Annotated in this window: 23 protein-coding genes and 1 other RNA gene; 9 read left to right on the top strand and 15 right to left on the bottom strand. The window is 54.2% G+C overall.

Annotated elements, in window-relative coordinates; all coding sequences use genetic code 11:
• Nucleotides 1-122: 122 nt before the first annotated feature.
• Entirely contained in the window at nucleotides 123-494 is a 372-nt protein-coding gene (locus tag D6851_RS01285) for a tetratricopeptide repeat protein (RefSeq protein ID WP_120323059.1), read from the bottom strand.
• A 288-nt stretch (nucleotides 495-782) separates the two neighbouring features.
• Between D6851_RS01285 and D6851_RS01290 the strand changes: the two genes are divergently transcribed.
• Together D6851_RS01290 and D6851_RS01295 are read left to right on the top strand one after the other, a co-directional pair.
• A complete protein-coding gene (locus D6851_RS01290) occupies nucleotides 783-2,402 on the top strand; it encodes a hypothetical protein (RefSeq protein WP_238473880.1) in 1,620 nt (539 codons plus the stop codon).
• Nucleotides 2,403-2,482: 80 nt separating this feature from the next.
• Nucleotides 2,483-5,167: a TonB-dependent receptor domain-containing protein gene (locus tag D6851_RS01295; RefSeq protein WP_120323061.1), complete on the top strand. Its 2,685-nt coding sequence runs from the start codon at nucleotides 2,483-2,485 to the stop codon at nucleotides 5,165-5,167.
• Nucleotides 5,168-5,285: 118 nt separating this feature from the next.
• On the opposite strand, the gene D6851_RS01300 is transcribed toward D6851_RS01295, so the two are convergent.
• Both D6851_RS01300 and D6851_RS01305 read right to left on the bottom strand, forming a co-directional pair.
• Nucleotides 5,286-5,960 (bottom strand): response regulator transcription factor, encoded by a 675-nt coding sequence (locus D6851_RS01300; protein WP_120323062.1) that lies wholly within the window; start codon nucleotides 5,958-5,960, stop codon nucleotides 5,286-5,288.
• 128 nt (nucleotides 5,961-6,088) lie between these two features.
• Nucleotides 6,089-6,724 (bottom strand): queuosine precursor transporter, encoded by a 636-nt coding sequence (locus tag D6851_RS01305; RefSeq protein WP_120323063.1) that lies wholly within the window; start codon nucleotides 6,722-6,724, stop codon nucleotides 6,089-6,091.
• 123 nt (nucleotides 6,725-6,847) lie between these two features.
• Between D6851_RS01305 and D6851_RS01310 the strand changes: the two genes are divergently transcribed.
• Together D6851_RS01310 and D6851_RS01315 are read left to right on the top strand one after the other, a co-directional pair.
• A complete protein-coding gene (locus D6851_RS01310) occupies nucleotides 6,848-8,173 on the top strand; it encodes a NupC/NupG family nucleoside CNT transporter (protein WP_120323064.1) in 1,326 nt (441 codons plus the stop codon).
• 11 nt (nucleotides 8,174-8,184) lie between these two features.
• A complete protein-coding gene (locus D6851_RS01315) occupies nucleotides 8,185-9,111 on the top strand; it encodes an isopenicillin N synthase family dioxygenase (RefSeq protein ID WP_120323065.1) in 927 nt (308 codons plus the stop codon).
• An 80-nt stretch (nucleotides 9,112-9,191) separates the two neighbouring features.
• Here the strand turns inward: D6851_RS01315 and D6851_RS01320 are convergent, their stop codons facing one another.
• Genes D6851_RS01320 through D6851_RS01340 form a run of 5 tightly spaced genes read right to left on the bottom strand, consistent with a single transcriptional unit; the run spans nucleotide 9,192 to nucleotide 12,855 of the window.
• Nucleotides 9,192-10,109 carry a ketopantoate reductase family protein gene (locus D6851_RS01320; protein WP_120323066.1) on the bottom strand — a complete coding sequence of 306 codons (918 nt, stop codon included), beginning with the start codon at nucleotides 10,107-10,109 and terminating at the stop codon, nucleotides 9,192-9,194.
• Between the two features lie 4 nt (nucleotides 10,110-10,113).
• The gene (locus D6851_RS01325) at nucleotides 10,114-10,653 is read right to left on the bottom strand and encodes an NUDIX hydrolase (RefSeq protein ID WP_120323067.1); all 540 of its coding nucleotides are present in this window, start codon (nucleotides 10,651-10,653) and stop codon (nucleotides 10,114-10,116) included.
• Nucleotides 10,650-11,324: a TPM domain-containing protein gene (locus D6851_RS01330; protein WP_120323068.1), complete on the bottom strand. Its 675-nt coding sequence runs from the start codon at nucleotides 11,322-11,324 to the stop codon at nucleotides 10,650-10,652. The genes D6851_RS01325 and D6851_RS01330 overlap by 4 nt, the downstream gene beginning before the upstream one ends.
• Nucleotides 11,324-12,199, bottom strand: coding sequence for a TPM domain-containing protein (locus D6851_RS01335; protein ID WP_238473881.1), 876 nt, complete (start codon nucleotides 12,197-12,199; stop codon nucleotides 11,324-11,326). Before D6851_RS01335 ends, D6851_RS01330 begins: the two co-directional genes overlap by 1 nt.
• The gene (locus D6851_RS01340; RefSeq protein ID WP_120323070.1) at nucleotides 12,196-12,855 is read right to left on the bottom strand and encodes a LemA family protein; all 660 of its coding nucleotides are present in this window, start codon (nucleotides 12,853-12,855) and stop codon (nucleotides 12,196-12,198) included. Before D6851_RS01340 ends, D6851_RS01335 begins: the two co-directional genes overlap by 4 nt.
• A 138-nt stretch (nucleotides 12,856-12,993) precedes the next feature.
• On the opposite strand from D6851_RS01340, the gene mscL reads away from it, so the two are divergent.
• Together mscL and ssrA are read left to right on the top strand one after the other, a co-directional pair.
• Nucleotides 12,994-13,473 (top strand): large conductance mechanosensitive channel protein MscL, encoded by a 480-nt coding sequence (mscL, locus tag D6851_RS01345; RefSeq protein ID WP_120323071.1) that lies wholly within the window; start codon nucleotides 12,994-12,996, stop codon nucleotides 13,471-13,473.
• A 26-nt stretch (nucleotides 13,474-13,499) separates the two neighbouring features.
• Nucleotides 13,500-13,842, top strand: a transfer-messenger RNA (tmRNA) gene (ssrA, locus tag D6851_RS01350).
• A gap of 56 nt (nucleotides 13,843-13,898) precedes the next feature.
• On the opposite strand, the gene D6851_RS01355 is transcribed toward ssrA, so the two are convergent.
• From D6851_RS01355 to D6851_RS01385, 7 genes are all read right to left on the bottom strand, one after another.
• A complete protein-coding gene (locus D6851_RS01355; RefSeq protein ID WP_120323072.1) occupies nucleotides 13,899-14,162 on the bottom strand; it encodes a hypothetical protein in 264 nt (87 codons plus the stop codon).
• 243 nt (nucleotides 14,163-14,405) lie between these two features.
• Nucleotides 14,406-15,419, bottom strand: coding sequence for an arginine N-succinyltransferase (locus tag D6851_RS01360; RefSeq protein WP_120323073.1), 1,014 nt, complete (start codon nucleotides 15,417-15,419; stop codon nucleotides 14,406-14,408).
• Nucleotides 15,416-16,627: a hydrolase gene (locus tag D6851_RS01365; protein WP_120323074.1), complete on the bottom strand. Its 1,212-nt coding sequence runs from the start codon at nucleotides 16,625-16,627 to the stop codon at nucleotides 15,416-15,418. Before D6851_RS01365 ends, D6851_RS01360 begins: the two co-directional genes overlap by 4 nt.
• Nucleotides 16,628-16,701: 74 nt before the next feature.
• Nucleotides 16,702-17,529 (bottom strand): 16S rRNA (adenine(1518)-N(6)/adenine(1519)-N(6))-dimethyltransferase RsmA, encoded by an 828-nt coding sequence (gene rsmA, locus D6851_RS01370; RefSeq protein WP_120323075.1) that lies wholly within the window; start codon nucleotides 17,527-17,529, stop codon nucleotides 16,702-16,704.
• Entirely contained in the window at nucleotides 17,526-18,578 is a 1,053-nt protein-coding gene (gene pdxA / locus D6851_RS01375; protein WP_120323076.1) for a 4-hydroxythreonine-4-phosphate dehydrogenase PdxA, read from the bottom strand. Before pdxA ends, rsmA begins: the two co-directional genes overlap by 4 nt.
• A gap of 15 nt (nucleotides 18,579-18,593) precedes the next feature.
• Nucleotides 18,594-19,949, bottom strand: a complete 1,356-nt coding sequence (locus D6851_RS01380; protein WP_238473882.1) for a peptidylprolyl isomerase — start codon at nucleotides 19,947-19,949, stop codon at nucleotides 18,594-18,596.
• Between the two features lie 161 nt (nucleotides 19,950-20,110).
• Complete coding sequence (locus D6851_RS01385; protein WP_238473883.1) at nucleotides 20,111-22,369, bottom strand: LPS-assembly protein LptD; 2,259 nt, start codon at nucleotides 22,367-22,369, stop codon at nucleotides 20,111-20,113.
• A 241-nt stretch (nucleotides 22,370-22,610) separates the two neighbouring features.
• Between D6851_RS01385 and D6851_RS01390 the strand changes: the two genes are divergently transcribed.
• The 3 genes from D6851_RS01390 to ndk all read left to right on the top strand — a co-directional run bounded on the left by D6851_RS01390 (nucleotide 22,611) and on the right by ndk (nucleotide 25,055).
• Nucleotides 22,611-24,074: a leucyl aminopeptidase gene (locus tag D6851_RS01390; protein WP_120323078.1), complete on the top strand. Its 1,464-nt coding sequence runs from the start codon at nucleotides 22,611-22,613 to the stop codon at nucleotides 24,072-24,074.
• Nucleotides 24,074-24,511, top strand: coding sequence for a DNA polymerase III subunit chi (locus D6851_RS01395; protein WP_120323079.1), 438 nt, complete (start codon nucleotides 24,074-24,076; stop codon nucleotides 24,509-24,511). The genes D6851_RS01390 and D6851_RS01395 overlap by 1 nt, the downstream gene beginning before the upstream one ends.
• A 121-nt stretch (nucleotides 24,512-24,632) precedes the next feature.
• Nucleotides 24,633-25,055, top strand: coding sequence for a nucleoside-diphosphate kinase (gene ndk / locus D6851_RS01400; protein WP_120323080.1), 423 nt, complete (start codon nucleotides 24,633-24,635; stop codon nucleotides 25,053-25,055).
• The last annotated feature ends 72 nt before the right edge of the window (nucleotides 25,056-25,127 follow it).

Consider the following 25,127-nt stretch of genomic DNA (forward strand, 5'->3'; position numbering starts at 1 on the left):
GACAGAGCTGCGATGCTTTTTGACCGGTTTGTCGTAAAATAACACCCGCAGGGATTGAGCCCATGCGGGTGCAAAATTATCAGCGGAAATGAGGGTGCTGAAAGTGTTATCAGTTATGCCGTCTATCGCATGGCAATAGCTGTGCGGCTCTCCAGATTGGTCAATGCCGTTCGCGCGACAGCGCGTGAATCCATCCAGCTCCCGTCAGCCAGTTCCATTTGGTAGCGTGTGTCACTGGCCAGTGCTGCGCGGAAGAATTTAGCTGCTTTACGATAATCGCCAGCCTGTGCATGCGCTGTACCGAGATTGATAAGCCGTGCCGGATCGTTGGCGTAGGGCGATTGTTCAAGTGTGGCGATAGCCTGGTCTGTTTCGCCAACGAGCAGTTGTTCATAAGCGACGTCGATCTGCTCAGGTGCCTTTTGTTTTTCCGCGATGACGGCGGTGGGGGCAATGGCTGTGGTCAGCAGCGAGGCGAGCATAGTTCCGATCATTTTGAATATCTCCCGATACTGTCTTTCTATGCTGGCAAGCTGCGCCTGCTTTCGGATAACTGCAATAAAAATGTAATAATGTAATTAAACTGTAACATTTGAGTTTGTCAAAGTGGTGCTGCTGGAATTTGAGTATAAAACTCTTTTTGTCATATTTGACATAAGACAGACTTATATCGATATTTCAAAATACAAGCATCTTTGCAAAGAAACTGTCACCTCAAACGCCTAGCTGGCGATTCGCGATCAGAATTCGCGAAACTTGATTCTCAAGGTTGGGGGACCCCAGTGAAATTATTCACCCGCTCGCTCGTCATTGGCGCCAGTATGCTTGCACTTTCCGCATGTGGCCCTGAAGAAATCTCGTCGCCCGGTTCGGGCGGAGATGTCATTATCAATCCATCACCGACGCCTGGGCCGACGCCGACACCGACGCCAGGCTCATCCGGGTCCTATACGGCTGCAGAGAGCTGCCCGGATATCGGCGATCCAGCTGGTTTAAGTGACGGTGGCGTTATCAATGTTCCTGGAGGTACGGTTCGCAGTTGTGTGCTGCCCGGCACCTTTACAGTCAGTTCAAGCCTTCCGCAGACCGAAGACAACGCGAAAGTTGTTTATGAAATTTCCGGTGCTGTGAATGTCGGCGACGATGCAGATGCGGATTATGAAGATGGCGAAACGCCGGCCACGAATGTGGTTCTGACTATCGATCCGGGCGTGGTTCTCTTTGGCGGTACCGGCAACAGTTACATGGTGGTCAATCGCGGCAACAAGATCAACGCTGTCGGTACTGTCGATGCGCCGATCATCTTTACATCGCGGCAGAACATTCTCGGCAATACGAGTGATGACGTCGACGGCCAGTGGGGTGGCGTGATTTTGCTTGGTCGCGCTCCGATCAGCGATTGTGGGGCGACCGGAATTACGGGCGGCACCGCAGAGTGCGAAAATCAGATCGAAGGCGTAGCGACCGGTGGCTATTTCGGCGGCGATCAGGATGCCGATAATTCTGGCGTCATGAAATATTTCCAGATCCGCTATTCGGGCTTCGCTATCGCCAAGGACAATGAATTGCAGTCCCTGACAACGGGCGGCACCGGGCACAATACTGAGATCGACTATTTTCAGTCGTTTAACAGTTCCGATGACGGCATGGAGTTCTTCGGCGGTTATGTGAATATGAAGCATGCCGTTGTGGTCGGAGCGAGCGATGACTCGATCGACACCGATTTCGGCGTTCAGGCCAACATGCAATATGTCATCGCCGTGCAGCGGACCAGCACCGGTAATGGCATGATCGAAGCCGACAGCAGTGAAAATCAATTGCGCCCGCCGCGCCAGGATACGCGTATCGCTAATGCTACCTTTATTCATCAGTCAGGATCGCCTGATGCTGCCGGGCTGCGTTATCGCGGTGGTGCTGACGTTTCGCTCGTCAATACAGTCATGAATGCCAGCTCGAACACCTGCCTCGACATCGACCAGGCTGAAACGTTCCAGTCCGATTCTGACCGTAACGATGCCACCGACCCGGCACCGGATAATGGAGCTCCGTTCTTCTCTGCTGTGTACATGCAGTGTGGCACGGCATTCACTGATGATGGAGATGCGGACAAAGCCGAAGCAGCTTTTGGTGCTACGTCCAATGACGCCTTCTCAGGTGGTGTGGCGAGCAATGCCAGTTTCACCACAACGCTCAACATGACTTTCATTAATGGGACCAATGAGAACGGCGCTGCCTCTTGGGATCCGTCAGTGTTCAACCGCAATGGCTTCACCTTCGACAATGTCGGGTACATCGGTGCTGTGCGGGATGAAAATGACACCTGGTACCAGGGATGGACCTGCGACAGTTCAATCGCCGATTTCGGTTCGGGATCGAATTGCGCAGACTCGCCCTTCAACTGATCCGGCCAGCCAATCCAGAACGAGGGGGTGGCCGTCTCAGACGGCTACCCCCCGTTTTATCGTAATTATTGGGGGACCTAATGACCAAGCTGTCTTGGCTTAGCCGCACGCTGCTTGTTACCACCGCCCTGGCAATGCCGGGCATTGCTGCTGCTCAGGATGGCGGCACGACATTGCCGCCTCAGCCGACCGATGAAATTGCGGCCGATCCGACGCAGTCAGAACCGGGCGATACGCTTCAGAACCAGACACGTAGCGCTCCCGATGTATCGCTCGGCGGCGAAATTGTCGTTACCGGGCGGGTGCGGCGAGACGAAGTTCGTTCCTCGGATCAGGTGCTGAGTGTTCTGTCCACCGAAGATATCGCCCGTAGCGGTGAGGGTGACATTGCCGGTGCGTTATCTCGCGTGACCGGACTTTCGGTTGTTGGCGATGGTTATGTCTATGTTCGTGGTCTCGGTGATCGCTATTCTCTGGCCATGCTGAACGGCTTGCCTTTGCCGAGCCCCGAGCCGCTCAAGCGCGTCGTTCCGCTCGATATTTTTCCAACCAACGTTGTGGCATCTTCACTCGTTCAAAAGACCTATTCAGCCAATTACCCAGGTGAATTCGGTGGCGGTGTTATCAATCTGACGACAATTGCCATTCCGGAGGAATCGTTCCTCTCTATTGGAGCGGGTATCGGCGGTAATACAGAGACGACAGGGCATTTTGGTTATAGTTATTACGGTTCCGGGGATGACTGGACAGGATTTGACAATTCGACCCGAGACGTTCCGCCCAATCTCAATGCATTTTTCGCCAGCGGGAATCGTCTGAGCCAATTCGATACCGATACGGATGCCATTATTCCAGAGCTTGTGAACCGTGATCTGTCTCTGACTCAGAAACTGGATGAGGTTCCGGTCGACTGGTCTGGTTCACTTACTGGTGGTACGGCTTTTGATGTCGGAGATGCCCGCGTCGGAGTGATCGCGACAGCATCTTACAGCAATGAATGGCGTACCCGCGATATTACCCAGCAAACTGCCATTAGTGGTGAGCTGTCAGCATTGCGTTATGATGGTCGTTCGATCAATACAAACAACAATATCAAGGTAAACGGCCTGCTCGGCCTTGGTGTAGAACTGGGACGTCATAAGTTCCGTTTCACTAATCTCTATATTCGTGACACGATCAAACAGACGCGAATGCGGGATTTTGACGATAATGATAGCGGTTATACCAATTTTCAGCAGAATACGGCTTGGTATGAGCGTCAGCTGATCGATTCCCAGTTTGTCGGTGAAATGCATTTCGGCGATTTGGGGATCGATATTCGCGGCGGCTATGCCAATTCCCAGCGGGAAGCGCCGTTTGAAAGCAGCTTCCTCTATGTGAAGAGCAATATTGAGAATGACCCGTTCGGCGATGTATATGTCAATCGTCTCGATAATGGGGCCAATGGATCGGCAACTGTGTCTTTTTCGGACCTCAACGAAGATCTTTGGTCAGGTGGGATCGATTTCAGTTATCTGCTTACTGATCGCCTCGGGATGAGCGCGGGCTATGCCTATACCGATACATCGCGTAAATCAGCCCGGCGTGAATTTACGGTTACCGCTCCGCAATCAACTCCCACGGGTGTTTTCGCTTTGCGACCCGACTTCCTCATTGCTCCCGCACTGGTTGATTATTTCGATTACTCTCTGATTGAGCTGACTGAGAGCTCTCCCGGGTTTGCCGGAACGCTGACAGTTCATGCCGGTTATGCAAAACTCAACTGGGAGCCGATTGATTACGTAACTCTGGATTTTGGCGTTCGGTATGAAACAGCTGAACAGATGGTTCGGAACCTGAACGTCTTTTTCGACCCGGTTGTTGATCCGATTCGGTACAATAAAGACAACGATTACTTCCTGCCGAGCGCGACGATTACCTGGGAAGCCATGCCTAATCTGCAATTGCGGGCGAGCGCTTCCAAGACCATTGCACGACCGCAATTCCGCGAATTATTACCGGTACTATATTACGATCCGGAAACGAACCGTTCCTATCGTGGTAATCCGCTTTTGCAGGATAGCGAGCTGATCAATGCCGAACTGCGTGCGGAATATTACCTCGGGGGCGGTGAAAAAATATCGCTGGGCGGTTTCTTCAAGAAGATCGATAACCCGGTCGAAACCTATATTCAGTTCAGCGCCAACGGTATCAACGGTAATTTTGCGAATGCACCTGAAGCGCAGCTTTTCGGGGTTGAGGTGGAAGGCGTGAAATATTTCGACCTGTATAATATGGGGGGAATATTTACGAGCCGTCGTTTGTTCACGATAGCCAATTACACTTTTACCGATTCCAAGTTGAAAGTCGGACCGGATGATGTCGTTGTTCGTTATGGTTATGGCGAAACAGCAGCGTCCAATGTTTTTACTGACGGTACGCCCATGACCGGTCAGTCGGACCATCTGGCTAACCTGCAGTTCGGTATGGAAAGCACTGAAAAACTGTCACAGCAAACCATTTTACTGCGTTATTCCAGTGAGCGTGTGGTTGGCCGTGGTGATGGCACTTTTCCGGATATCGTAGAAAATCCGGGTTTGCAGGTCGATTTTGTCTGGCGCGAAGGAATAAATCTTCTAGGAGTGGATACCGAATGGAAGTTTCAGGCCCGGAATATTTTCGGCCAGAATCATGAGGAGTATCAGGCTAACGATCAGAATCGTATCGAGATCAACACATATGATCTTGGCACGGAGTTGAGCCTGTCCGTTTCCGCCAATTTTTAAGAGCCACCCACTTGGCCCGGCCGTTTCGTAGCGGTCGGGCCTTTTTGGGCTTATGGTAGCAAAAAAGGCCTCGCTATATGGCGAGGCCTTTGGGTTTAGTGATGACTGATAGAGATAGTCAGCCTGCGTCTAATACATAGCCCTTTGCATGGACTGTGCGTAGCAATTGTCCTGCTCCTACAGCCTTGAGGCCACTGCGCAGACGTTTGATCCAAACATCAACCGTCCGCAGATCAATCGGTTCGCCCTTTTTACCAAGCCCTTCTATCAGTTCTTCTCGTGAAAGAACGCGATCGGGATTTTCCAGCATGTAGCGAAGCAAACGGAATTCATTCGGGCGCAGTGAAATCGGATGCGATTGCCACCGTGCTTGCTCTGCCCCCAGATCGATCACGAAATCGCCCACCGAAATGACATGATGCGGATTGCGGAGATGACTCTGGGCATGAAGCGCCATTACCCGGTCGAGCAGCGTGTTCCTGTCTACCGGACCGATCATGTAATCATCTGCACCGGCTTTCAATGCGCGGCGACGATCCTCGGCGTTGTCTTGTTCCAGCACCATGGTGATATGAACGTCGCTCAGGCGCTGGTCCGCTCGCAGACGGCGACACATTTCCAGACCGGACAATTCCGGCAGAACCCAGTCGATAAATATCCATATCGGGCCTTCGATCAGCCCGCCTGGCCCTTCCGGCAGAAGCTCAGCAAAACTGAAATTCACATCATTATGAGTGAAGTTCGCGAAGTCCGCGCCACCCTTATCAGTCGTGTAGATTGTTACGCATTCCATCGAAGCATGCCCCCGGTATTACCCGGTGGGTCCTGCCGTGCCGATGTGACTGCTCTATGACTATTGTGGCCTTCCTGCGCGGCTTTTTGTCATTTCGCCTTTAAAGTTCAAGCGATCAGTGAACGGGGTTAGCTTAGCCGGCGGCCGAGACGGACGCACAAAGCGATAAGCGGCGGCACCAAGATGAGTGACAGCACTACTTTGGCAAGTGCCTGCCCGGCAATCAGATTTCCGATAGGGCGCACGCCGTAAAAGGCGACAGTGATAAAGATCAGTGTATCGACTACCTGGCTGAACATCGAAGCGACAGCGCCGGGCAAGGCCACGAACCGATTTTTGCCGGCGGTCAACTTGTCGAAAATATAGACGTTCAATGTCATGGACACGCCATAGGCGATAATCCCAGCGATCATCAGACGCCAGCTTTGTCCCAGCACGATGGGAAAAGCGTCCTTTGCGGGTTCATACATACCTTCATCGGTGGGAAGTTGCAGAACAATCCAGGTCAGGACGATGGCGGTGCCCAAAGGGATGAAACCGAAGCGGACCAGCCTGTTAGCAGTGTCACGGCCATATAATTGGGCGATCGAACTCGAGAGGGTGACAAGCAGCAAAAATGGGAAAATGCCTGCTTCTACGGCCAACGGCCCCAACGATACCTGCTTCGAGCCAAGGACGCCCGCGATGCAGGTCATGCCGCCGTAAAGGAGCGAATAGATGAACAGAGGGAGCGGGATCGCCGGAGCGGCATTCGAGTCGTGCATGGCCGCTCTGCTATTGTGTAGAAGCAAAAAAGGGAAGAACCCGTTAAAAAACGGGCCTTATCCTTTGACCTTAGCGTCGGACTGCGCAATGTGGCGCTTTACTAAGATTATCATCGGATTTTCATGCCGCCTCTGCTTGTCAACATTTTCGGCATTGCCGTGATCCTTTTGATCGCCTTTGCCCTTTCCACCGGGCGCCGCCGGATCAGCTTACGCATTACCGGGGCAGCTTTTCTTCTTCAGATATTAATGGCCGGGCTGGTTCTGCGAACGCCCTGGGGACGGGCAGCTATTCAGGCCATGGCTTACGGTGTAGCGGAGCTGCTGTCTTACGCCGATCAGGGCACGCAATTCCTGTTCGGTGCTAATGACGGCAATCCGCTGGCCAACAGCTTTGCGCTGGGGGCTTTGCCGGTGATCGTCTTCTTCGCGGCGCTGGTATCGATTTTCTATCATCTTGGAGTTATGCAGCGCGTAGTGCGCTGGGTGGGCGGCGCTATTGGCTGGATCACCGGCGTTTCGCGAGTTGAATCGCTGGGAGCGGCGGCCAATATTTTCGTTGGCCAGTCGGAAAGTCCGCTTGTGGTGCGTCCCTATCTTGCCGGGCTTGCGCCTTCGCGCCTGTTCACGCTGATGACTGTGGGCATGGCAGGTGTCGCCGGAACGATTTTGGCTGCCTATGCAAGCCTCCTGGGGCCAGCCTATCTGCCATATTTGCTGGCTGCTGCTTTCATGTCCGCACCGGGCGGCATTCTGATGGCGAAGATTATCATGCCCGATGAGACAGAAGCATCCGCGGCGGCGGAGGGAGATGTCGTCAATTTGCCTGAAAGCCGCATTAGCGGCGAAGGGCCGGCAGCTTTGCATGAAGCCGGTCAGCCGTCCCGTGAAGTGGAAATGGCGGAAACCTTCGAAGAAGGGCAGAAACCGGCCAATATCATTGAAGCGGCAGCCCAGGGGGCGCAGACGGGAGTCAAGCTGGCTGTTTCGGTAGGTGCCATGCTGCTGGCCTTTGTTGCGCTGGTAGCGCTGGCTAATGGTTTGCTGGGCTGGGTGGGAAGCTGGTTTGGCTATCCCGACCTGTCCTTTCAGCTCATTGTCGGATGGGTTTTTGCGCCCGTTATGTATCTTTTAGGCATCCCCTGGCAGGAAGCTCAGATCGCTGGTGGAATGTTTGGTACGAAGGTTGTTCTCAACGAATTCGTTGCTTTCATTCAACTCGGTCAGACTGGTGCGGATATATTGAGCGAGCGTAGCCGGGCGATTATCACATTCGCGCTATGCGGTTTTGCCAATTTCAGTTCCATCGCCATTCAAATGGCTGTAACGGGCGGTCTTGCACCTAACCAGCGTCCGGTTATTGCTAAATTAGGTCTCAGAGCACTCGCGGCCGGTTCGCTCGCCAATTTGATGAGCGCTGCTCTGGCCGGCATTTTCCTTCAGATATAAGATTTAAAACCATGTCCGATATTGCATCCGTTTCCCTTAAACGTTCGCTGGAAGAGATGGCTGACGAACTGGGCCATTCTTTCGGAGAATATGGTTTCGCTATCGTTCGCGACCATGGAATTCCCGGTGAACTGATTGATCGGGCCTGGGCAAAATGTACTGAATTTTTCGCACTGCCGGATAACGTTAAACAACGTTACTCCCTTGCAGGGCAGGGCGGTGCCCGGGGCTATACCCCGTTCGGAACGGAGCGGGCGAAGGATGCTGCGATCAACGATCTCAAGGAGTTCTGGCATGTCGGGCGCAGCTTGCCGAAGGGCGATCCTCTGGAAGAGTTCATGCCGCCCAACATCTGGCCGAGTGAAGTAGATGGTTTTCAGGAAACGTTCGAAGAGCTTTATCGGGCCTTCGAACAGACCGGGGAGCATATCCTCTCGGCCATTGCACTACATCTTGGTCTGGAGCGGAACTTTTTTGACCCGACGATCGCGAACGGTAATTCGGTAATGCGTCTGTTGCATTATCCACCAGTTCCGCAAAGCGCCGAAGGGGCTATTCGGGCTGCGGCGCATGAAGATATCAACACGATTACGCTGCTGCTAGGAGCGGAAGAGTCGGGGCTGGAGTTGCTTTCAAAAGAAGGCAAGTGGGTGCCGGTTCGGCCACCCGAAGGTGCACTGGCAGTTAATATTGGCGATATGTTGCAGCGTCTGACCAATGGCAAAATGCGCTCAACGACTCATCGTGTGGTTAATCCGGTAGGCGAAGCTGCGCAGCGATCAAGGTATTCCATGCCTTTCTTCCTGCATTTCCGGCCAGACTATCTGATCGATCCGCTGGAAAGCTGTATCGATCCGGAGAATCCCGAGGAACGTGAGGAAGCTATCACGGCGCATGACTATCTCATGCAGCGTCTGCGGGAAATTAATCTAATCTGATTCCTGGCGTTTTTGTTGGGAAAAGGGCGCGTGGATTATCGAATTTGCAGGCCCTTTTGCGTGTCGTCACACTTGTTGTGTCAGAGCTTGGCCTCTTCTAATTTTACCATGCGCCACAGAAATTCTGTCGCGGGAGCGGTGAGGCCGGTCTTGCGTGCAGCACGGACAATAGCGCCATCAATCGCATCGACTTCGGTGCGACGACCCGCTTTTATATCCTGCAACATGGATGGTTCGTGATCGGCATGATCTCTTGCGGAAAGCTCTGTCAGTTCGAGAATGGGTTCAGGCTCGATCAACACGCCATTGGCATTGGCTGTGGCGACTCCTTCGAGGACCACATCGCGAATGATAGCCCGACTTTCTTCATGTTCTCCAAGAAAGCCCGGTGTACGGCGAGTCAGGGTGCAGAGCGGATTCATGGCTGCGTTAAAGATTGCTTTTGACCAGATGGCTGCAGCGATGTCTGTATCGAGTTCTGCAGGCAATCCACCCTTTGTCAGCGCTTCGGCTACTTTGCCTGCAAAAGTGGTATCCGTGGAAAATGCGGGATAGAATTTCGAACGGCCTTCCCCATGCGAGCGAATGCGGCCGGGACCAAGCATATCGGACGGCAGCATGCTAACGCCGACGAGCACTTTGTCCTGCAGGATATATCTGGCAATAGTCTCATCGTTGCCGAGCCCATTCTGAAGGCTGAGAATGAAGGTCTCCGGCCCGATATGGTGAGCTATACCTTTCAGAGCGGCGTCCGTCTGGAAGGTCTTGGTGAAGATGACCACCAGATCCGCAATTCCGTCTACATCGGTTGGTTGTACCGCACGCAAAGGGAGCATTTCGATTCCGGAGCGCGTATCGACTTCAAGGCCATTGGCATTGATGGCGTCGATATGCTCCTTGTTCACATCCACCAGCAGGACGTTCCAGCCAGCCCGATGAAGGGCTGCACCGTAAAGGCAGCCCATGGCACCTGCACCCAAAATCGTTACATTCGTCATCGGATCATTTTGACAGCAAATAAGGGGCAAGCAAGAGCAACAGCTTCACGTCTATCGCGACATTGTCCTTGCGCTTTTCGGTAATAAACTCGCGAATATTCGTGAGGGGTACGCGATGGACTGTAATATTCTCACCCTCGACACCACCGCCTTCGCTAACTTTTTTGAGACCGGTCGCTTTGAGAAGCGTGAAACTCTCGCTTACCATGCCTGGAGAAGAGAAAAACTCTCCGCAATTCTCCCAATGTTCGGCATGGTAGCCAGTCTCTTCTTCGAGTTCTCTTGTCGCAGCGAGATCTGCACTTTCATCGCCATTCTCATGTGAGTCACCAACCAGCCCGGCAGGCAGCTCAAGGCAATTGCGTGAAAGCGGAATGCGGTATTGCTCGACGAGAATGACATCGCCATTGTCTATTGGCAGAATAACCGCTGCACGGATACCACGTGCGCGGCTCACATATTCCCAGCGCCCTCGTGTTTTGGCTGTGATCCAGTCCCCCTGCCATGCGATTTCTTCGGGAGCGTCGTGGTCGGGTGGCATCATAGTTCGATAAGCCGGTCGGGTAATTCATTTTCATCGTCATCAGCGCGCGGAAAATGCCGGGCCAGAATATCGCCCACACGATCAATTGCGGCGACCATACCTTCGGCAAGACGGCCGTTTTTCAGTTCCGCTAGCATGGCATTCATCGCATCGCCCCATACTTCGGCGTCTACCTTGGAGGCAATCGCTTCATCGGCAAGAATTTCCGCGCGGCGCTCGCTCATGGAGAGATAGATCAAAATGCCTGTGCGGCCCTGAGTACGCTTCTCGGCGCCGACCTTGAAGAGATCGATAGCCCGGTCCTGTACGCGCGCATCTTTGACCCGACCTGGAACCAGCGCAAAGCGCAGCGGCGTCCATAACTGAGCCAGCCAGACGAGCAGAAAGGACAGGATGCCGATTCCAGCAGCTATGGCGAAGACTTCATAGGGCAGCCATTCGGCATTCCATTCTCCATGCAAAGCTCCATACCAATGCAATACCGGTTCAGGGATAAAAATCAGTATAGTTATGAGTGCGAAGCTGACAATTGCAGCCCAAACCAGTGCGATATCGCTATAGCTATCCGATTGCTGCGTAGTGATTGTCACGATTTCGCCAGAACTTTTCAATTCTGCTGCGGCAACTGCTGAGGAAACCTGTTTGTGCTGTTTCTCGTCGAGAAAGATCATCACCAGCTCCCTCCGGCACCACCGCCGTTAAAGCCACCGCCTCCGCCGCCAAAGCCGCCGAAGCCACCGCCTCCGCCAAAACCACCTCCGCCGGAAAAGCCGCCAAAGCCACTACTTCTGCCAGAATGGCGGGCGATTTCACTGGCGCCCCAGATGGTAATGGGCAGGGCCGCTCCTCCACCACTGCGGTAGCGTCGACCGCGACCGCCACGCCCGAAGATAAGAGCAAACACGGTAATCAGGATGATCCAGAAGATGGCGCTGACAATTGTCCCGCCAGTGCTGCTTTCCGTTTTCTCACGCGCTGCCGCTTCTGCTTCGGCGATGGCTTCGGCTTGTGCAGGGTCCATATTGAGCACCTGAATGATGCTGTCGACGCCTGTTATGATTCCACCTGCCATATCACCGGCCCTGAAGCGGGGAACGATATCGTTGCGGATAATTCGTCCTGTCATCACGTCTGTCAGTGTCGTTTGTACACCGCGTGCTGTGGTAATCCATAATTCGCGCTCATTCGGGGCAACGAGAAAGAGAACTCCTTCTTCGGTTTTAGCGCCGCCAATATCCCAGTTCTCAGCCAATTGCCGCGTATAGGTGTCGATCGGCTGGCCATTGAGCGAAGGCACTGTAGCGACGATTACAGCCCGCCCGGTTGCTACATTATAATCGCGAAGCTTTTTTTCGAGTTCCTGTTCTTGCGCAGGGGCCAATACATTGGCTGAATCCAGAATCGGTCCGTCGGGGCGGGCAGGATAATCCTGTGCCCGGGCACTGACAGACATAAACAGTGCAGCCGAGGCTGCCAGGAGAACGGCGAGGCCAAACCGGAAAAAGCGAGTATCGAGTTTTTTACCGAGCATATTCAGGCGGCTCAATTTGCAGCCGTATCTGTATCAGTCGATGACGTGTCACCCGGCGTGTCTGCCCCAAAATCGAAATTCACACTAGGTGCTGTCTGCGCAGAAGGTTCGGCCGTAAAAGGTTCCATCGGTTCCGCACCATGAATCAGCTTGGCGCCGATAATGGACGGAAAAGTACGAATTTCCGTGTTATAATCCTGCACTGCTTCATTATATTTGGTGCGGGCATTGTCGATCCGGTTTTCCGTGCCTTCAAGCTGAGTCATCAGATCGGCGAACCGGGCCTGGCTTTGCAGCTGAGGATAATTTTCAACCACTGTGCGGAGCTGCCCAAGCGCCTGAGTGAGTTGGTTTTGTGCGTCCTGGAATTTCCGGAACTCTTCAGGGTTCGAAAGATCGTCCGTTGTGACATTGATTGAGGTGGCGCGTGCGCGCGCCTCGGTCACATTAGTCAGTATCTGGGTTTCTGACTGCGCTGCGGCTTTAACTGTAGCGACAAGATTGGGAACGAGATCGGCGCGGCGCTGATAAGCGCTCTGAACATCCGCCCAGCGCGCTTTGGCTTCTTCCTGCGCGGTGGGTACCGAGTTAATCCCGCAAGCCGAAAGACTGATCGCGGCAATGCAGATAGTCGCATAACGCATGACGCGTGTGAGCGGCGAACTGGCCATGATAATCGTAATCCTCCTGTCAACGGCATAATGCCGCAAAGTGTATTGTTGAAATAGCACACCAGTCATGGCTTTCAAGCGCTTGGCGACAAGGTCTTTCCGTGGCATCGGTTTGGAAGTGAGCGGGAGGTAGCGAAAGTGGGTCTTTTCAACGAGTTCAAGAAATTCATCGCCCGGGGGAATGTTCTCGATCTGGCGGTCGGCGTGATGATCGGTGCGGCTTTCGGCAAAATCGTGACGTCTTTGACGCAGAGCGTGCTGATGCCGGTGATTGGCTGGATTTTCGGAGATATCGATTTTACCAATTGGTTTATTCTTCTTGGGAATATTCCGGAGAGCTTCTCGGGGAATGCAGACAATTATGCCGAACTGAAGGAGGCCGGGGTGCCGATGATCGGTTACGGCGATTTCCTGACACAGCTTCTCGACTTCTTGATTGTCGCTCTTGTCCTGTTCATGTTGGTTAAAGCCGTCAATCGTATTCTTGATGAAATGCTGGAAAAACAGAAGGAAACAGAGGATAGTGCGAAATCTTCTGAAGTTCCGACCGATCCGCAGCTCGATGTTCTAAAAGAGATTCTGCATGCGGTGAAAGAGCGAAATCCCAAAACGGACTGAGATGCGGGGCAGGAAGCGATGTACGATCTCTTCACATCTCTGTCGTAATCCCTATATAGGGCTCGCTGGCTTCGGCTGGCTATGGCGATAAAGTGTGGTGTGCAATAGGCGCAGCGGACCCGGGGGCAGTACCCGGCGGCTCCACCAGAAACCCCGCTTTGGCGGGTGTCCTGACGGGGCCGAACCAGGATCGACGTGTGTTGAAAGACATCGCTTTCGCCCGGGCTGAGTAACCCGTTAAAGGCTCATAACACACAAGTGCCAACGATAACGAAGCACTCGCAATCGCTGCGTAATTTTACGTCCTAACGGACCGAATTTACAAAGCTAAAGCGCGGTTGGACCCACCGGGCAACAGAAGGGATACCAGGGGCTCGGGGTGAGCCTGGCAACAGAATCACCCCACTTCTCAAACACAGTTATTGTCAGGTACTCGGGTGCGTTTGCTTTTTCTGAGGCTGATTGCTGTCTGTCTGCATTCTTTCATAACGCACGCAATCGAGGATCTTGGCTCCGGCCATGAAGACGGCTGCTGTGCAGGCGAGGAATAGCAATCGTCCACCCCATCCGGGAAATTCGCTCAGATAAGCAGTGCCACGCTCTACAGCGCCGAGCGCAAGCGCATAGATAATAAGAAAAGCTTCGAAACGAGTTTTAATGATGAAAAGTCGTCGGATCTTTTCAAACACGCCAGCCTCCTTAATCCCTTACTTAGCAACTCCTATGCCGCCGATATCAGTACGCCGTTTTAAACGTTAAGAAAAGAACGGTTGTAGTTTTCAAATACTGAGAGTGAGTATTTACGGCAATCCTGCCATATATGCGGCATCAGCAATTTCTCACGTGTTTCTGACAGGTTGAGGAGAGCAGTACCGCTAAGGTTTAAGGTCCTATAAGTTAAAACGATTTGTTAAAATCCACTTTCACCAAGCTCATCGCGGAATATTCCAGATCATGTCACCTTGATTGACCTGTAATAGTTCAGCCGACAGTGAATCGATGGAGATACCTTTGTCATCCACTTCATATGCCCCATAGCAGCAGCGGAAATCTGCCAGATGTCCTGTGGCGAGCAGTGCTTTTTCGCCGCGTTTGCAGTCCATTTCTGTGACAGGTCGCGACTTGGCATTCTGGATGCTGCGAACATTGTCGACCCGTGCTGTCATGGTCGGCCCACCATCAAAGATGTCTACATAACCTTCATAGCTGAAGCCTTCGTTCTCCAGCATACGCATAGCAGCACGCCCGTTCGGATGAGGCAGGCCAATGACCTTGCGGGCACTTTCATCCAGCATTGCCGTGTAAACAGGGTGTTTGGGCATTAGATCTGCGATAAACTGGTTGCCGTGAATAGCGTTGAAATAATCTGCTTCCTGAAAGCTCATTCCGAAGAAGCAGCCCCCTACAGCGTCCCAGAAAGGCGATCCGCCCCGTTCATCGATAATCCCGCGCAATTCTGCGAGTATTTTGTCCGCAAAACGAGGTCTGTGCGCGGCGATGAATAGATAACGGCTACGGGCCAGTAACAGACCCAGTCCGCCAGCGCGTTCATTGGGATGGAGGAACAGTCCGCCCACTTCGCTTGACCCTTCGAGATCTGTTGTCAGGCTTAGTAATTCGGCGCGTACAGTCCGGTCCAGCTCCTTTGAATGCTGTGTCAGCATAGTCAGGCGATAGGAATAGAAGGGCCAATTCTGTCCGACTTTGGTGAAAAGTTGTGATGTGCCCCGAACTTCGCCGGTTTTTGTGTTTTCGAGCACGAGGACAAAGAGATCGTCACCCAGAGTGTCATCTTCACGCGCGTAAGCTGCTGCTGAACGGTCCAGCTTGGCCTGAAGTGAATTGCGGTCGGGCGGAAGATTCGTGAATCCTCCGCCAGTTAGCTTTGCCATTTCATAAAGAGCCTGAAGATCGGATGGCTTTGCGGCGCGAATAATGAAGCTCATACCAAGGCTCCTATGGCAAGGCGGTGGAGAACGAGAGCGGAAAGGGAGGCCCTTTCGGCGAGAGACGATACGATGAGGAATTCATCAGATGAGTGAATCGAACCGCCGCGCACACCCATCGTATCGACCACCGGCACGCCACAGGCTGCGATATTGTTTCCATCGCAAACACCGCCCGTATCGCGCCAGCCAAGATCCTGGCCAAGCCCGGCAGCCGTATCCTTCACCAGATTAAATAGCTGTGCGGTTCGTTGATCGACTGGTTTGGGAGGGCGGGAAATACCGCCATGGCACTTTATAGCCACGTCATGTTCTTTGCTAACTGACTCAATCAACGCCTTTAGATTGTTCGGAAAGGAGGAGGCAACATCACTGGTTTTCGGGCGTATGTTGAAACGAAGAACTGCGTGATCCGGTACGACATTATTGGCACTGCCGCCTTCAATGCGTGCCGGATTGATAGCGATGGCATCGCTCTGCATCTCTTTTAGGGAAAGAGCCAATGCAGCCGCCGCCACTATCGCGTTGCGCCCATCCTGCGGATTTCGCCCGGCATGGGCGGAGCGACCGGTAACAATCAGGCTGTAATTCCCGCTTCCTCCCCTTGCATGAGCGAGTGTGCCATCTGGCAGAGCTGAAGGCTCATAAGTTAGAGCGGCGTGGTTGCCCTGTGCCAGTTCGGCGATCAGGTCTGAGGAAGCCAGAGAGCCAGTTTCCTCATCTGAGTTTATCATCACATCATAACCCAGCGACGCTGCCACTTCACTGGTTTCAAACGCTTTGAGCGCGGCGATAATAACTGCGATGCCGCCTTTCATATCGGCGACCCCTGGTCCGTTCAAAGTATCCTCATCGAGCCAGCGCTGGTCCTGAAAGGAATGATCTGCTGGAAACACCGTATCCATATGGCCGGTCAGAAGAACACGGCGAGACACTTCCGGTCGCACATTCAGAACCAGATGATGGCCATGTGGCTTTTCAAATTCATGGCCATCCGCATCGATCGCGGTAACCGGTGCCGGATCGATAAAGCGCAAAGAGCCAGGCAGGTCATCAAAGGCTGCGGCGAGTTCTTCTGCCTGACGGGCCAGCCCCTCGAGATTGCCCGTACCGCTGTTGATAGCACTCCAGCGCTGGACTTGCGCCAGCATTTCGGATGAGTCGATCGGCTCGATCAGAGCCTGTTCCTGAGTGTTGAGCTTTTTCATGTGTAACCAACCTAGCCCGCCATTGTCGACGCTCCAAGCCTGCCTATGGTGCGGCAGGTGGATTAGTCGGGTATTCAGCGGGAAAGCTGGCGAGCGATGGCAATAAACTCATCGACCGACAACGTTTCGGCGCGACGTTGCGGGTCTATTCCAAGCGTTGTCAGTGCTTCGACTGCGCCATTGAGTGATTTGAGGCTTTGTCGGAGCATTTTCCGGCGCTGACCGAAAGCGGCTTCGGTAATGCGCTCCAGCATGCGGGCTGAGACATGTTCAGGCATGGTTCCAGGTGTGACATGGACTATGGCGCTCATGACCTTGGGGGGCGGCGTAAAGGCGCTGCGATGCACTTTCATGGCCAAATGCGCTTGTGATCGCCACTGAGCCAGTACAGCGAGACGGCCATAGGTTCCGTTGCCGGGACGGGCGACGATACGCTGAGCAACTTCCTGCTGGAACATCAATGTCAATGAACGCCATTGAGGAGGCCAGTTCTCGCCGGACAACCAGCCGATAAAGAGGGCTGTCCCCACATTATAGGGCAAATTGGCAACTATGTCGTAGGGTGCATCGAACAGCCCCGCAGGATCGATAGTAAGGGCATCACCCTCGATCACCGTCAACCGGGCGGGAAATGCCTCAGACACTTCGGCGAGGGCTGGAAGGCATCGCGGATCGCGTTCGATAGCAGTCACTCTGGCACCAGCCCTCAGCAGAGCGCGAGTGAGACCGCCCGGCCCAGGACCGATCTCGAGTACATTGCGTCCTGCCAGATCTCCCGGAATAGCGGCGATGCGATCGAGCAACTTCTCATCGAAAAGGAAATTTTGTCCCAATGCTTTCGACGCGCTCAGGCCGTGTCTGGCGATTACTTCACGCAAAGGGGGAAGCGCAGGCGACACTATGCGAGACTTTGCTCGGCGCGCCGCAGTGCGGCTTCTCCCGCCAGGCTGATAGCTGCCACGGTGGCTCCGGCATGGGCTTTGCCCCTCGCGGCGATATCGAATGCGGTCCCGTGATCGGGCGAAGTACGGACGATCGGCAAGCCAAGCGTCATATTGACACCAGCATCGAAATCGAGTGCCTTAATCGGGACCAGTGCCTGATCGTGATACATAGCGATTGCGACATCGTAACCGTCACGCGCATGAGGAGCAAAAAGCGAATCAGCCGGATGAGGGCCGGTCACATCGATACCTTCGGCACGTAATGTGGCAATAGCAGGGCTGATCGTTTGCTGTTCTTCCAGCCCCATACGACCATTTTCCCCGGCATGGGGGTTAAGGGCAGCGATTGCGATGCGTGGAGCTGGTAGGCCGAAATCGCGTTGCATCGCCCGATGCACGATACGGGTCCGGCGGCAGAGCAGCTCCTGCGTAATGCGTCCGGGAACTTCTGCCAGCGCGCAATGCACCGTCAGTGGAACGGTGCGCAATTGAGGTCCGGCAAGCATCATCACGGCGTCCTCCGCGGCTATGCCACAGGCATTTGCAACGAATTCGGTCTGGCCGGCATGAACGAAGCCGACTTCGGCGAGCAGTGACTTTGCGATAGGGCCTGTCACCACTGCGCTAGCCTCACCGGATTTTGCCAGAGCAGTGGCTTGTTCAAGCGAATGCAGCGCCAGTCTGGCCCCTTCGGGTTCCGGAATGCCGGGACGATATTTACCGTCTACTCCCGTCAATACGGGCAGGGCCTGAGCAAAACAATCAGCGGCTTCGGAAGGATAGGTAATCTGCTGTATCGGGATGTCCAGATCCCGCATTCGGGCTGCCTGCTGGAGCAATTCAAAGCCACCTACTGCGAAAAAGGGGGGTAATCGATCTGCTTCGCGTGCGGCCCAGGCAGCGCAGATCAGTTCGGGACCGATGCCGGCAGGATCGCCAAGCGAAAGGGCCAGCGGTGCAATTCTCCCGCCAGCCCTGTAAATTCCTGCCTTGTCAGATGGCCTCATTACAGCCCTATCGCTTTAGTTATAATCGATGACAGCGTCACGACGAAGGTCACGCAAATAGCGCTGGGCTCGACGATTGACGCGCTCATTTTCCATCTGGTTCATCAGTTGATCACGCGTTGGGCCGGAATCGACCTGAGGATCGTCGCGTCCGCATAGCATCAATACACGAACGCCTTCTTCAACCGAGCCGAAAGGCGGTGTGGCTTCGCCCACATTGAGCTTCAGGAGAGCTTGTTGCAGCGCATCGGGAAGCGACCGGACCCGAATCTGGTCGTTGGTGACCACATCGGCCCCGATCTTGGCTGCTGCGGCGTCCGCTTCGCCACAGCCCCGGATGGCGTCAACAGCTTTGGAGAACGCATCGACCTTTGCTTTTGCCTGAGCCTGAGTGGCATCCTTGGCCAGCGTGATGGAAATTTGTTTAAGACTCATCACAGCATCGCGAGGATCGGCCATGCCGACCTGCCGCTTGTCAATCAGATACAGGATCGAGAAACCGCCGGGAATTTCGATTGGCCCGACAAGCTGCCCGGGGCTCATATCCTTCGCTACGGTTTCAAGCTGAGGATTCTGAAGCTGGGCGAGGCGAATCCAGCCGAGGTCTCCGCCGACCGCTGCGGTAGAAGCTTCGGAATATTGCCGGGCATAACCCACAAAGCTGCCGCCCTGCTGCAATTGCTCAACAATTTGCCGCGCATTGTTGAAAACCTGCTGCTTGTTAGCTGGCGTGGCGGACAGATAGATTTCACCAAGGCGGTATTCAGCCGTTCCACGTGACTCCTGAAGCCTGTCATATAGATCGTCCACTTCTTCCGAAGCGACGTTGATGAAAGGTTCGACATTACGGCTCAACAGCCGGTCCCAGGCAAGTTCACCTTCAATCTGGCGCTTGAGCGAAGCCGGAGAAGAACCTATCGAAGCGAGATAGGTCTTCATTTCTTCTGGCGTTCGGCCAAAGCGTTGCGTGGCCAGACGGTTATAGGTCTGATCTACTTCATCTTGCGTGACCGTCATTTCCTGTGCTGCAGCTTCCTGAATCTGCAGAGTCTCGTCAATCAGATTGCGCAGAATCTGAAGGCGCAGGCGTTGTTCTTCCTCTGGCGAAATTTTTTGTTCATTGGCTGCCAGAATAAGCGCCAGACGCTGATCGACATCCGTACCGGTGATGACGGCGCCATTGACGGTGGCCGTTGCCCGGCGCACATTCGGGTCGCTATTCCCCAGCATCGTGATGTTCTCGGGAATGTTGAAAATATCTGCGCCAGAATCCGCCGAACTTTGTGCCTCCACCGGAATGGAACTGAGACATAAAGTAGAAATCAGGGCTATCGACCCGACTTTCCAGAGATTCTTGGATGTTTCGATCACACGTTCATTCCTGTAAGCGATGCCGCTTGCGCATCTGTTTCATTGGTGTCTGACTGCCTGTTTCCAGCTTAACCAATACTGAGTGCCGTCGGATAGCGCGATCAGGCTATGCTGCCAACCATAGGAAAAACAATGGGCATGATTCCGCCAAAATTTCAATTTCAACGGAAGCCCAGATTGCGCAAAGAGAAGTAAACCTGAAATGTGTTGCCGCTTCGCGCATCGGCCACCCTGACATAATCGCGCCGCCAGGTTACACCGAGTTCGAGGCAATCATCCGAATAAGCGATGCCGAGCCGGGTGCGCAAGGGTTCGAACCCGTCAGAAGCAAGGGTCGGATCTTCGCGTCTATCGGTCAGATTGATGACTGCAGAGCCGAAAACCGACCAGTAATTGGCGAAAGCGATCCGGCCCGCTGCACGCAGCTCCTCACGATCCTGAAGGTCTTCATTGCTTTCGATGTTCCGATCGAGGCGCAGATAGCCGATCTCAGCATAAGTGCGGTCTGTACCGACAGTGGCGTCCACCTCGTTGCGCCGGACTGCAAGACTGTCTTTGTCCAGCCGGAAACGATGAGTGAACTTCACGAAATCCCGCAAGCGGACTTCCGTGCGGCCGACGAAATCGGAAAACCGATTGGAAAGTCCGGTTCCGTTAGGGAAGAGGCTCGGCTTGTCCGTCAGGCGATAGGATTGGCCCACCGTGGTGCTGATTTGCAAACCGGGGCGCTGGAATTGCCAGTCGAAACCATAAGTAAAGCGCACCCCGTCTTCCACCCGGTCATAGCCAGGGAAGCGGTTAAGCGAAAACAGATTGCTGTCTTCAAGCTCGATAGCACGCGCGTCCTCATTCGGAATATCGAGATTCTTTACGTTAGGGCTGGCAACAAGTTGCGCTCGCGGCGTGAAAATCTGCGATCCATCGAGAAATTTGCCTATCAGCGGCCATTTGACATCCACCGCTGCCAGAGCAATACCGCGTGTTTCCCAGCCTTCCAGCCCACGATAGCTTGCCGTTTCGGTCGTCAGGTTTTCATCTGAGTGATAGACATCCCCGCGCACGAGACCAGTCAGGGTAATTTCCTGTCCCATGCTGGTAACGGTTCGCATATCCCATTGGGCTTTTGCGAAAGCGCGCTGGGTATCCTGCCCGGCTGTGCGTGTGATGGCGAGGCTGTTCGCCTGCAATTGCAGCTTGCCCCCGGCAATCGGGTCTTTGAAGCGATAGCGGTAATCGATCAGCGGGAGAGCGATCGGAACCAGGTCCTGATCCTGATCGGTCAGCAGGACCTGCGTCGCCCAGCCGGAAATCGACAGATAAGAATTGTCGTCAATCCGCTCAACGTCAATATTGGAGCGCAACCGATCATCGCGGCTGATATCGTAACGCCGCAGAAATGTCCGGTCAGTAGCTCTCCGAAGCGAGCCGGTTACGGACCAGTATTCATCCAGCTGAAAACGTCCGTTCGCCGCGACATATCCACGCCAGTCGCGTTCTCGCACATCGCTGTCTGAATTGACCTGCATACGTGATGAGCGGGTCAGATAGCCGGTCACTTGCAAAGCACCGGCATCGGTCAGCAGGCGATATTGCGCTGACCCCATTGGCGGTGCATCGCTATATATGAAACCTTTCAGTTTCAGATCCTGATTTTCCGCGAGGCTGAGATAATAACTGTCGCTTACTTCTACGCCATTGGAAGCGGTGACGCCGAAATCGGGCAACAGGAGGCCGGATACGGCTCGATTATCTGTTGTGACCGCCATCCCGGGCAGAGGTAGCAGGCGCACACCGAACAATTCCAGATGCGCCCCCTTGAAGCGGATTCGCTTTTCATTCTGATCGTAGATCACGCGCTTTGCGGTAATCCGCCAGCTAGGTTTCTTCGGGCATCCATCTGGTGTTTCGACACTACAGGCCGAATAAGCCGCGCTGGTGAGAAGAACATCGCCGGATTCATCGCGCTGGCCCTCCCGAGCCGCGAGCCGGCCGCCTTCACGCAGAGCCAGCAGCAGATTCTCCATTGCACCAGTCTGTAATTCGTCGGTGAGTTCGAGCCTGTCTGTAAAGAGCTGATTCCCGTCTTCATCGACAAAGCGAATATTGCCTGTGGCTACGATTTGTCCTGTTGTGCGATCCCAGGTGACATTGTCTGCCCGTACCGACTGGCCTTCGGACCGCATAATAACATTGCCGCCAGCTGTGACGGTATCGGTGTCGCTGTTATATTCGAGCGTATTGGCTTCAAAGCCGATCTCGCGCCCGTCCGCAGTATTGTCAGGAAGGGTATCGGTTGTGTCTTGTTTCTCTTCCTTGGCATTGACCGGAGGAAGCGATTTTTCCGGCAGCTCATTTGCCCGTTTTTCCAGCGAAGCAGGAGGCGGTGTTTCCTGTGTTGACGGATCGTCCCTCCCTGGCATCGCGGAACTGCCTGTTCCATCTTGCGCAAATGCCGAAAAAGGGCAGGTGCTGACCGCGAGAGCAAGCACGGCTCCGCCAGAGCGGAGGCTGCGAATAAGATACTGACTGATAGGCAGCATTGGCCGCGAAAGAGGGTGCATGACTTGCCTATCGCATCGCCCGCTCCTAACTGCAACGGGAGCCATCGCTAATGCACGGCATTTCAGCCGGACAGCGACATTCAGATCACTCGGAGCTATCATGAAGATTACCTTCCAGAACAATGCCAGCACCTCTCCCTCGCATTTGCTTGTGCGAATCGTAAGCGAACAGGATTTGCCTGCTGGACTGGAACGGAGCTTTGTTGAAGGGGCAAAAGCGGCGCGGTTCGAAGGCAAGGCCGGTCAGCTTTTTGAAAGCTTCGTGGAGCGCGATAGTAATGTGTTTCGCGCAGCCCTTGTCGGAACCGGCAAAAGCGACAATGCAGATCGCATCGCCAATCTGGAAAAAGCGGGTGCCGCTGTTGCTGCCAAATATCTTACTTCGGGAGAGCAGGAGCTTACACTCGATCTGAGCGATAGCGGACTGTCGGCCGAGGAGGTCGTTGCGTTGCTGACCGGTCTGCGCCTACGCTCCTGGCGCTATGACATCTATCGTACCAAGCTGAAAGATGCGCAGAAAGTATCGCTTGCCGAAGCTGTCATTCTCAATGCACCCGCTGGCACGGATGAAGCATGGCAGCGCGAATCCGCCGTTGCCAAAGGTGTCGAGTTTACGCGCGAGCTGGTGACGGAACCGGCCAATATTCTCTATCCGGAAAGCTTCGTGGAACGATGCCGCGAACGGTTTGCCGGTATGGATGTAGAAATTACGGTGCTCGACGAAAACGACATGCGTGAACTGGGGATGGGTGCATTCCTCGGTGTGGCCCAGGGTGCAACACGTCCGCCGCGCTTGCTGGCGCTGCGCTGGGCAGGCGGTGCGTCGGATGAGGCCCCAACAGTGTTTGTGGGCAAAGGCGTGACATTCGATAGTGGCGGCATTTCGATCAAGCCTGCCGCCGGTATGGAAGATATGAAATGGGATATGGGCGGTGCAGGCGCCGTTGCCGGGGCTATGCTGGCTATTGCCGGGCGCAAAGCAAAAGCCAACGTCGTCGGTATTTGTGGCCTGACCGAGAATATGCCGGACGGCAATGCTCAGCGTCCGGGAGATGTCGTAACTTCTATGTCAGGTCAGACTATCGAGGTTATTAATACCGATGCGGAAGGTCGTCTGGTGCTGTGCGATGCGCTGACCTGGGCTCAGAAAGAATATAAACCTGCGCGGATCGTCGATCTCGCTACGCTGACTGGTGCAATGATCATTGCCCTTGGTCATGAACAGGGCGGCCTTTTCTCCAATAACGATGAACTGGCCGGTCAACTTGATTCGGCTGGCAAAGTCAGCGGCGACAAACTGTGGCGCCTGCCGCTCGGTCCTGCTTATGACAAGCTGCTCGACAGTCCGATTGCAGATATGAAGAATGTCGGAACGCGGGCCGCCGGTTCGATTACAGCCGCTCAGTTCCTGCAGCGCTTCATTGAAAACGACACGCCCTGGGCGCATCTCGATATTGCCGGCATGGCATGGTCTGCATCTGCAGGCGCGACTTGGGACAAGGGGGCCACCGGTTTCGGCGTCCGGGTTCTGGATCGTTTAATCCGGGATGTTGCTGAAGTCTGATGCAGGTCGACTTCTGGCAGCTTAGTGAAGATCCGGTGGAACGGGTCATACCGCTGATCGCCCGCCGTACCAGACAGGCGGGCGAAAAGCTGCTGGTTGTATCCTCCATGGGAGAGCAACTCGAAAAGATTGACAGGTCCTTGTGGGAAATGATTCCTGATGCTTTTCTCGCCCATGGCTATGCACATGCCTCACATGCCGCCCGTCAACCGCTTTTGCTATCGCAAGAATGCACGGCGCCTAATGCCGCACAGTTCATCGCTTTTGCCGATGGGCAGTGGCGCGAAGAAGCTTTGCAGTTTGACCGGGCTTTTCTGCTTTTTGGGGATGAACAGCTCGAGCATGCCCGTGATTGCTGGCGCATGTTGGGGAAGCGGAAAGAGCTTCAACGCCGGTTCTGGAAGCAGGAAAACGGGAAATGGCGGGAGGGACCGTGAACATAACGGCCTGAGATACTAAACAGCGATAAGCACTCTTGCCCGAGGACGATCATCCCGCTAGTTGCGCGCGCAGAATTTTTCCAAAAACCCCTATCATTCATTCGCAAGGAAACGTCCCATGGCGGTTACCCGTACCTTTTCGATCATCAAACCCGATGCCACCCGTCGTAATCTGACCGGCGCGGTCACCAAAAAACTGGAAGATGCCGGTCTGCGTGTTGTGGCTTCAAAGCGCATTCAGATGACGAAGGAGCAGGCTGAAGGTTTCTATGCCGTCCATAAGGAACGCCCCTTCTTTAATGATCTCGTTTCCTTCATGATCTCCGGACCGGTCGTGGTACAGGTTCTTGAAGGTGAAGATGCCGTCAAAGCCAATCGCGACGTGATGGGTGCGACGAATCCAGCCGATGCTGCTGAAGGCACGATCCGCAAGGAATTCGCTGAAAGCATCGAAGCGAACTCGGTCCACGGTTCGGATAGCGACGAAAATGCCAAGATCGAAATCGACTTCTTCTTCAATGAAGACGAAATTGTCGGCTGATCGGCACGATCTTTTCGTAAGACGAAAGGCCGCCTTCCGAGGCGGCCTTTTGTTTACCATCTTCAGCGCAAA

The organism is Altericroceibacterium spongiae (assembly GCF_003610805.1).
GTDB lineage: Bacteria > Pseudomonadota > Alphaproteobacteria > Sphingomonadales > Sphingomonadaceae > Altericroceibacterium > Altericroceibacterium spongiae.

What these genes read in the sequence shown, in the direction of transcription:
- D6851_RS01285 (WP_120323059.1), bottom strand. Translation starts at nt 494, where the DNA reads ATGATCGGAACTATGCTCGCCTCGCTGCTGACCACAGCCATTGCCCCC.
- D6851_RS01295 (WP_120323061.1), top strand. Translation starts at nt 2,483, where the DNA reads ATGACCAAGCTGTCTTGGCTTAGCCGCACGCTGCTTGTTACCACCGCC.
- D6851_RS01300 (WP_120323062.1), bottom strand. Translation starts at nt 5,960, where the DNA reads ATGGAATGCGTAACAATCTACACGACTGATAAGGGTGGCGCGGACTTC.
- D6851_RS01305 (WP_120323063.1), bottom strand. Translation starts at nt 6,724, where the DNA reads ATGCACGACTCGAATGCCGCTCCGGCGATCCCGCTCCCTCTGTTCATC.
- D6851_RS01310 (WP_120323064.1), top strand. Translation starts at nt 6,848, where the DNA reads ATGCCGCCTCTGCTTGTCAACATTTTCGGCATTGCCGTGATCCTTTTG.
- D6851_RS01315 (WP_120323065.1), top strand. Translation starts at nt 8,185, where the DNA reads ATGTCCGATATTGCATCCGTTTCCCTTAAACGTTCGCTGGAAGAGATG.
- D6851_RS01320 (WP_120323066.1), bottom strand. Translation starts at nt 10,109, where the DNA reads ATGACGAATGTAACGATTTTGGGTGCAGGTGCCATGGGCTGCCTTTAC.
- D6851_RS01325 (WP_120323067.1), bottom strand. Translation starts at nt 10,653, where the DNA reads ATGATGCCACCCGACCACGACGCTCCCGAAGAAATCGCATGGCAGGGG.
- D6851_RS01330 (WP_120323068.1), bottom strand. Translation starts at nt 11,324, where the DNA reads ATGATCTTTCTCGACGAGAAACAGCACAAACAGGTTTCCTCAGCAGTT.
- D6851_RS01340 (WP_120323070.1), bottom strand. Translation starts at nt 12,855, where the DNA reads ATGGCCAGTTCGCCGCTCACACGCGTCATGCGTTATGCGACTATCTGC.
- D6851_RS01360 (WP_120323073.1), bottom strand. Translation starts at nt 15,419, where the DNA reads ATGAGCTTCATTATTCGCGCCGCAAAGCCATCCGATCTTCAGGCTCTT.
- D6851_RS01365 (WP_120323074.1), bottom strand. Translation starts at nt 16,627, where the DNA reads ATGAAAAAGCTCAACACTCAGGAACAGGCTCTGATCGAGCCGATCGAC.
- pdxA (WP_120323076.1), bottom strand. Translation starts at nt 18,578, where the DNA reads ATGAGGCCATCTGACAAGGCAGGAATTTACAGGGCTGGCGGGAGAATT.
- D6851_RS01385 (WP_238473883.1), bottom strand. Translation starts at nt 22,369, where the DNA reads ATGCCAGGGAGGGACGATCCGTCAACACAGGAAACACCGCCTCCTGCT.
- D6851_RS01390 (WP_120323078.1), top strand. Translation starts at nt 22,611, where the DNA reads ATGAAGATTACCTTCCAGAACAATGCCAGCACCTCTCCCTCGCATTTG.
- D6851_RS01395 (WP_120323079.1), top strand. Translation starts at nt 24,074, where the DNA reads ATGCAGGTCGACTTCTGGCAGCTTAGTGAAGATCCGGTGGAACGGGTC.
- ndk (WP_120323080.1), top strand. Translation starts at nt 24,633, where the DNA reads ATGGCGGTTACCCGTACCTTTTCGATCATCAAACCCGATGCCACCCGT.